This window comes from Agromyces sp. NPDC058064 (assembly GCF_042885275.1).
Classification (GTDB): Bacteria; Actinomycetota; Actinomycetes; order Actinomycetales; family Microbacteriaceae; genus Agromyces.
Genome location: NZ_JBHVSE010000005.1, coordinates 69,921 through 76,656, shown reverse-complemented (window position 1 = coordinate 76,656; position 6,736 = coordinate 69,921). Strand labels below are relative to the sequence as shown.

Here is a 6,736-nt window from a genome sequence, read left to right as displayed (position 1 = left end):
GCCCCCGGCGGCCCCGCACATCGGGGCTGCGGGGCTCGCCGTCGTGTCCCCCCTCTACGTGCCGCCCCCGCCCCCGGGGTGGTCCCCCGCCTCGCGCCCCCCACCACCCCTTCTGCGCTCGCGACGTCGCGACGTCGCCCCGTTCACCCGGGCTCACCGCGCCTCCGCGTCCGCCTCCGGAGGACGCGCGAACGCCCATTCGGGGAGCGCGCCGCTGCCGAGGTGGCGAAGGAGCAGCGTCGCCATGGTGTGGTCGGGATCGAGCTCGAGGGCCGTGTCGAGGATCGCTCCGGCCGCCGAGCCGCGCCCGAGTGCCCAGAGCAGCCAGGCCAGGATGCACAGCGGCCCCGCCCCGTGCGACTCGGGGGCGTCGGCGACGAGACGCCGGACGACGTCGACCGCCCGTTCGACGCGGGGCCGCTCGGGGCGGAGGGTCGTCTGCCCCAGCAGGAGCCGCGCGAGCATCTCGGAGACCGGCTCCCCCGCTCCGTCGGCGGGCTCGACGACGAGCAGTTCGTCGATCGCCATGCCGCGGTGCTCAGCCCGCTCGAGGGCCTCCGCGGCGTCGTCGTGCGCGGCGGCACCCACCAGCGGACCGAAGGCGAATTGCAGCATCATGCCGTCGCGGAACATCGGCCGTGCCGCGAGATGCAGGAACCACGCCGCGGCACGAGCCGGCACCGCCCCCGGTTCGAGGAGGTGCTCGACGAGTTCGACGGGGTCGAGGTCGTCGCCGAGCCGGGTGAGCTCGGCCCCGCTCGGGCCCGATGCCTCGAGCCGGTCGAGCGCCCGCGCGACGGCCGCGGCCCTGCGCGGGTCGCGGTCGGGGATGCGGGCGTGCCGTGCGGGGTCGTGCCTGCGGTCGTCGACGTCGCGCACCGTCACGACCGCGGCGGAACGCTCGATGAGCGTGAGCGGATGCCCCGTGGCGGGCAGCGCCGGGTCGAGATAGGAGCCCCAGCCGTCGTTCGCCACGCAGAGCCCGTCGCGGACCGCGAACCCCGCCTCGCTCGCGCGCGCCGTCAGCAGCTCGACGAGCCGACGCTCGGGTGCACCGGAGTGATCGGCGAACCCCGCCGCGGTGTAGACGATCGGGACCACCCCGTCGACGCCGGGCATGCGGCAGAGGGCGGCGACGACGACCGCGGCCAGCGCGTCGCGGTCGCGCGGGCGTCTCGGGAGGTCGTGCCGGAGCACCCCGACGGTCCGGCTGCCGTCGAACGCCACGCAGACGAGCGAGCAGGCGGGCGCGAAGCCCGCGATGCTCGGCACGAGGGCCAGGAACTCTTGCGCCGATCCGGCGCGGATGATGGTGGTCATGCCCCAGAGCGTGCCCTTCCGGCGGGCTCCGGGAGCGCTCCGCGAACCCGACGAGGACGCCCGCGAGCCCGGGCCGGTTGTGGAGGAGCGGTGGTGCGGCGCGACCTCCACTCCTCCTCCACAGCGCCGCGTCCACCGGCCCGGTCGCGATGTCCGAATCTCGCGAGATCGTGTCGGCGGCCGAGGCTACGCTCGGAGCATGACCAACGTCTTCCTCATCCGACTCGACAGCCCGATCGGCCGCATCGAGGTCGTCGCCGACGACGACGCCGTGACCGGTCTCTCGATCGCACGCGACGGCGTCCTCCCCCACGACGACTCCCCCGAACGCCCCAACGCCGTGCTCGAGCGGGCCCGGGTCGAGCTCGACGAGTACTTCAGCGGCGCCCGCACCGACTTCGACCTCCCCGTGCGTCTCGAGGGCACCGACTTCCAGCGGGCCGTCTGGGCCGAACTCGGGCGCCTCGGCTGGGGCGAGGCGATCTCGTACGGCTCGCTCGCCGCCGCGGTCGGGCGCCCGGGGTCGGCGCGCGCGATCGGCGGCGCGGTCGGCGCGAATCCCGTTCCGATCATCGTCGGCTGCCACCGCGTGCTCGCCTCCGACGGTCGCATCACCGGGTACTCGGGCGGAGAGGGCATCCCGACGAAGCTCTGGCTGCTGGGGCACGAACGCATCGGCTTCGCGGCGTGAGCGTGATCCCCCGGCCCGATGCGGTCGTGGGCGACGACGGGGTCGCCCGGTGCGCCTGGGGCGCCGCAGACGCCGAGTACCGTCGCTACCACGACGACGAGTGGGGCACGCCCCAGCACGATCCGCAACGACTCTTCGAGAAGGTGTGCCTGGAGGGCTTCCAGGCCGGGCTCTCGTGGATCACGATCCTCCGGCGGCGCCCCGCGTTCCGCGAGGTGTTCCACGGGTTCGATCCGCACCTCGTCGCGGCGATGACCGAGGCCGACGTCGAGCGGCTCCTGGGCGATGCCCGCATCATCCGCCACCGCGGCAAGATCCGCGCGACGATCACGAACGCCCGTGCGGTGCTCGACCTCGAGCTGCCCCTCGACGAGCTCCTCTGGGGCTTCGCGCCACCGGCACGCAGCGCACCGCCGGCTTCGTTCGCCGAGGTCCCGGCGACCACGCCCGAGTCGAACGCGATGAGCCGAGAACTCCGCCGCCGCGGTTTCGCCTTCGTCGGACCGACCACGATGTACGCACTCATGCAGGCGGCCGGAATGGTCGACGATCACGTCGCCGGTTGCTTCCGAGCGAAGGCTCCGAAACGCGTCTGAGGTTCGGCCGACCTGCCGCACGGCTCGCCCCCGAGATCCTTGACACCGCCGAATCGCGCGCGCTACGTTGTCCCCACTTCGGGGGGTAGGCAACGAGGCCGGCTCCCGCATCGAAGCCGCTCGCCGATCAGGCGAACGGAGATCGCGCATTTCAAAGGAGCATTGCATGCGATTGATGAGAACACTCGCGCTCGCCGCCACAGCGGCTTCCGCGCTTGCCGTCAGCACGGTCATCCCGGCCGCCGGCGCAACCACACTCGATGATTCCGATGTTCCCTCCTACCAGGAGTTCGCGGCATCGACCTACCGAGACATCGACGGCGGCTACATCGTCAACGGCGACGAGCTGATCTCGGGCCAGAGCGACCTGCGCTCGTTCTACGAGCAGCTCGTCGGCCCCGAGACGCCCACCGACGGTCTCATCGTCAACACGGTCAACGGCGCAGACGACAAGTGGTCGGCCTCGCAGGTGGGCAATCTCACCTACTGCGTCAGCACGAAGTTCGGCACGCGTCGCGCCGACGTCGTCAGCGCGATGGCGAGCGGCGCGGCCCTCTGGGAGTCCGCATCGTCGAAGGTGAACTTCGTGTACGTGAGCAGTGCCGACGGCCAGTGCACGACGCGCAACAAGTCCGTCGTCTTCTCGGTCGAACCGGTGCAGACCTCGCAGTACATCGCGCGCGCCTTCTTCCCGAGCTCGCCCGACCGTCAGCAGAACGTGCTCATCGACGACTCGATCTGGAGCTCGGGTTCGTGGACGCCCACGAACATCCTGGGCCACGAGCTCGGCCACACGCTCGGCTTCCGGCACGAGCACACGCGTCCCGAATCGGGAACCTGCTTCGAGGACAACAACTGGCGCGCACTCACTCCGTACGACTCGTCGTCGATCATGCACTACCCGCAGTGCAACGGCTCGTCCGACGACCTGTCGATGACGAGCAGCGACCGCGCGGGCGTCGTCGCCCTCTACGGCAACTGACGCTCCTGTTCGACTGAGCTCTCGCTCGGTGTCCACTGGGTCCGGTCGTCGTCGACCGGGCCCAGTGGCCCGTCCGGTGTCAGGCGACGAGTTCGACCTCGCGCGGCAGCGTCGCCGCCCGCTCCTCGCCGAGTCGCATCGAGATTCCCGCGGTCTCGGCCCAGTCGAGCAGGTCGTCGACGCTGTCGAGGTCGGGCCGCCGCTCGAGCACAGCCCGGGTGAAGCGTCCCTTGGCCTGCTTGTTGAAGTGGTTGAGCGCGCGCCTGCGGCCGTCGCCGTCGATCGAGACCACGCGCACGTAGACGCTGCCGGGCCGAACGGGAGCCGGTCCGAGTTCGGCGTAGCCCTCCGAGCGGAGGTCGATGATCAGCCCCGCCTCGTCGTCGAGCACGCGGGCGATCGGCTCACGCCAGTGCGCCTTCAGCCGCAACCCAGGCAGCTTCGAGTCGTGCGAGAGCCGGTACGCCGGAACCGGGTCGAGCGCGCCGACGAGGCCGAGCAGTGCGGAGTGCACGGCGACGGTTCGGCCGGCGAAGGCTCGCGCATCCCGATCGAGCGAGGGCGCATCGAGCGCGTCGAACAGCACGCCGGTGTAGCGATCGATCGCCGCCATCGTCGGGGCGCCGGGCAGCCCACGATTGCGGTCGACCTCGGCGGACTGCCGGGGCCCGAGCTTCAGCGCCCGCATCATGGCCTCGCCGTCGGTCGACAGCTCTCCCAGCGCAGCGAGCGCCTGCGACCGTGCTGCCGAGAGCGACGGGAATGAGAGCGTATCGAGCGCGAGGGGCGCGTCGGCGCCGCCGTCGCGCTTCGTCTCGGACGGCGGGAGGAGGATGCGCACTACGAGCCGATGAAGGCGAGCGCCGCGTCGACGTTCGTGCCGAGCGTCTCGATGCTGTCGATCGTGACGCGCGGCAGCGCCGATGACGGGCCCGTCCACGCGGCGTAGCCCTCGAGGCTCTGCTCGACGGCGCGCCAGGTGGTCTCCTCGAGGTGCGGCAGCTTGCGCTCCCGCTTCTCGAGTCGGGCTCGGTGCAGCTCCTCGTCGGAGCAGACGACCTCGATGACGCGAAGGCGCACGTCGGCGCGCTCGGCCAGGTCGCGCCACTGCAGGCGTGCGGCCTCGGCGGCGTTCACCGCATCGACGATCACCGTGCGGCCCGAGTCGAGCTCCTTCTCGGCGATCTCCTCGGCGACGAGATAGGCCGCGAGACCCGTGGGCTGGTCCGCGTCGATCCCGGCGCGCAGGATCGCCGACTCGATCGGGTCGACCGACACGACCGTGGCGCCGAGGCGGGCGCCGACGATCTGCGCGATCGTCGACTTTCCCGCGCCCGGCAGCCCGGCCATGACGATGAGTTGGGTGACGCTCAGGTCACCGAACTGGCGGTCGAACGGCTGCTCCCCCTGCATCCGCTGCTCCTCAGGAGAGTTCGGCGCGAGACGCGACGACCTGCACCGAGTTGGACTGTACGGAGAGGAACCCGTCCTCGGCGCTGGCGGTGATCTTCTCGCCGCCGGGCAGGGTGACGCGCACCTCGCCGCCGGCGAGGATCGCGAGCATCGGCTCGTGACCCGGCAGGATGCCGATCTCGCCTTCGACGGTCTTCGCGACCACCATGGCCGCCTCGCCCGACCAGACTTCCTGGTCGGCCGAGACGACGCTCACGTTGAGGGCGGCCATGCTCAGCCGTTCTCCTTCTGGATGCGGGCCCAGTTCTCCTCGACGTCCGAGATCGGGCCGACGTTGAAGAACGCCTGCTCGGCCACGTGGTCGAAGTCACCGCGGGCGATGGCGTCGAACGACTCGATGGTGTCCTTCAGGGGGACGGTCGAGCCCTCGACACCGGTGAACTTCTTCGCCATGTAGGTGTTCTGCGAGAGGAACTGCTGGATGCGGCGCGCGCGGGCGACGGTGATCTTGTCCTCTTCCGAGAGCTCGTCGACACCGAGGATCGCGATGATCTCCTGGAGCTCCTTGTTCTTCTGGAGGATCTGCTTGACCGTGGTCGCGACGCGGTAGTGGTCCTCGCCCAGGTAGCGGGGGTCCATGATGCGCGACGTCGAGGTCAGCGGGTCGATCGCGGGGTAGAGACCCTTCGACGCGATCTCGCGCGAGAGCTCGGTCGTCGCGTCGAGGTGCGCGAAGGTGGTCGCCGGCGCCGGGTCCGTGTAGTCGTCGGCGGGGACGTAGATCGCCTGCAGCGAGGTGATCGAGTGACCGCGCGTCGAGGTGATGCGCTCCTGGAGGATGCCCATCTCGTCGGCGAGGTTCGGCTGGTAGCCCACCGCGGAGGGCATGCGGCCGAGCAGCGTCGACACCTCGGAACCCGCCTGCGTGAAGCGGAAGATGTTGTCGATGAAGAGGAGGACGTCCTGCTTCTGCACGTCGCGGAAGTACTCGGCCATGGTGAGGGCCGAGAGGGCGACGCGAAGACGCGTCCCCGGCGGCTCGTCCATCTGGCCGAAGACGAGCGCGGTCTTGTCGAAGACGCCCGCCTCCTCCATCTCGTGGATGAGGTCGTTGCCCTCACGGGTGCGCTCGCCGACACCGGCGAACACCGACACACCACCGTGGTCCTGCGCGACGCGCTGGATCATCTCCTGGATGAGGACGGTCTTGCCGACGCCCGCACCGCCGAAGAGGCCGATCTTTCCACCCTGCACGTACGGCGTCAGAAGGTCGATCGACTTGATGCCGGTCTCGAAGAGCTGCGTCTTCGACTCGAGCTGGTCGAATGCCGGGGGCTTGCGGTGGATCGGCCAGCGCTCGGTGATCTCGAGCTGCTCGCCCGGCTCGCCGTTCAGCACCTCGCCGATGACGTTGAAGACCTTGCCCTTGGTGATATCGCCGACCGGGACCGAGATCGGTGCACCGGTGTCGCGCACCTCCTGGCCGCGGACGAGGCCGTCGGTCGGCTTCAGCGCGATCGCACGGACGACGTCGTCACCGAGGTGCTGTGCGACCTCGAGCGTCAGCGTGGAGGTCTCCTCGCCGAGGGTGATCTCGGTCTGCAGTGCGTTGTAGATGTCGGGGATCGAGTCGTGCGGGAACTCGATGTCGACGACGGGGCCCGTCACGCGGGCGATGCGGCCGACGGAAACGGACTGGTCGGCGACCGTCTCGATGATGTCAGTCATTCTGCT

8 protein-coding genes are annotated in these 6,736 nt (G+C 70.5%); 3 read left to right on the top strand and 5 right to left on the bottom strand.

The window, feature by feature from the left end:
- Window positions 1–153 precede the first annotated feature (153 nt).
- Window positions 154–1,320: a DUF4192 family protein gene (locus tag ACFVSL_RS15910; RefSeq protein ID WP_386941949.1), complete on the bottom strand. Its 1,167-nt coding sequence runs from the start codon at window positions 1,318–1,320 to the stop codon at window positions 154–156.
- A gap of 199 nt (window positions 1,321–1,519) precedes the next feature.
- Between ACFVSL_RS15910 and ACFVSL_RS15905 the strand changes: the two genes are divergently transcribed.
- From ACFVSL_RS15905 to ACFVSL_RS15895, 3 genes are all read left to right on the top strand, one after another.
- Window positions 1,520–2,011 (top strand): methylated-DNA--[protein]-cysteine S-methyltransferase, encoded by a 492-nt coding sequence (locus ACFVSL_RS15905; RefSeq protein WP_386941948.1) that lies wholly within the window; start codon window positions 1,520–1,522, stop codon window positions 2,009–2,011.
- A gap of 5 nt (window positions 2,012–2,016) precedes the next feature.
- On the top strand, window positions 2,017–2,607 hold the full coding sequence (locus ACFVSL_RS15900; RefSeq protein ID WP_386942153.1) for a DNA-3-methyladenine glycosylase I: 591 nt from the start codon (window positions 2,017–2,019) through the stop codon (window positions 2,605–2,607).
- Between the two features lie 166 nt (window positions 2,608–2,773).
- On the top strand, window positions 2,774–3,589 hold the full coding sequence (locus tag ACFVSL_RS15895; RefSeq protein ID WP_386941947.1) for a M57 family metalloprotease: 816 nt from the start codon (window positions 2,774–2,776) through the stop codon (window positions 3,587–3,589).
- A 79-nt stretch (window positions 3,590–3,668) separates the two neighbouring features.
- Here ACFVSL_RS15895 and ACFVSL_RS15890 read toward each other — a convergent pair whose 3' ends face one another.
- Genes ACFVSL_RS15890 through atpD form a run of 4 tightly spaced genes read right to left on the bottom strand, consistent with a single transcriptional unit; the run spans window position 3,669 to window position 6,730 of the window.
- Window positions 3,669–4,430 (bottom strand): YaaA family protein, encoded by a 762-nt coding sequence (locus tag ACFVSL_RS15890; protein WP_386941946.1) that lies wholly within the window; start codon window positions 4,428–4,430, stop codon window positions 3,669–3,671.
- Window positions 4,430–5,002 (bottom strand): AAA family ATPase, encoded by a 573-nt coding sequence (locus ACFVSL_RS15885; protein WP_386941945.1) that lies wholly within the window; start codon window positions 5,000–5,002, stop codon window positions 4,430–4,432. Before ACFVSL_RS15885 ends, ACFVSL_RS15890 begins: the two co-directional genes overlap by 1 nt.
- A 10-nt stretch (window positions 5,003–5,012) precedes the next feature.
- On the bottom strand, window positions 5,013–5,273 hold the full coding sequence (locus tag ACFVSL_RS15880) for a F0F1 ATP synthase subunit epsilon (RefSeq protein ID WP_386941944.1): 261 nt from the start codon (window positions 5,271–5,273) through the stop codon (window positions 5,013–5,015).
- Between the two features lie 2 nt (window positions 5,274–5,275).
- Complete coding sequence (atpD, locus tag ACFVSL_RS15875) at window positions 5,276–6,730, bottom strand: F0F1 ATP synthase subunit beta (protein ID WP_386941943.1); 1,455 nt, start codon at window positions 6,728–6,730, stop codon at window positions 5,276–5,278.
- Window positions 6,731–6,736 lie beyond the last annotated feature (6 nt).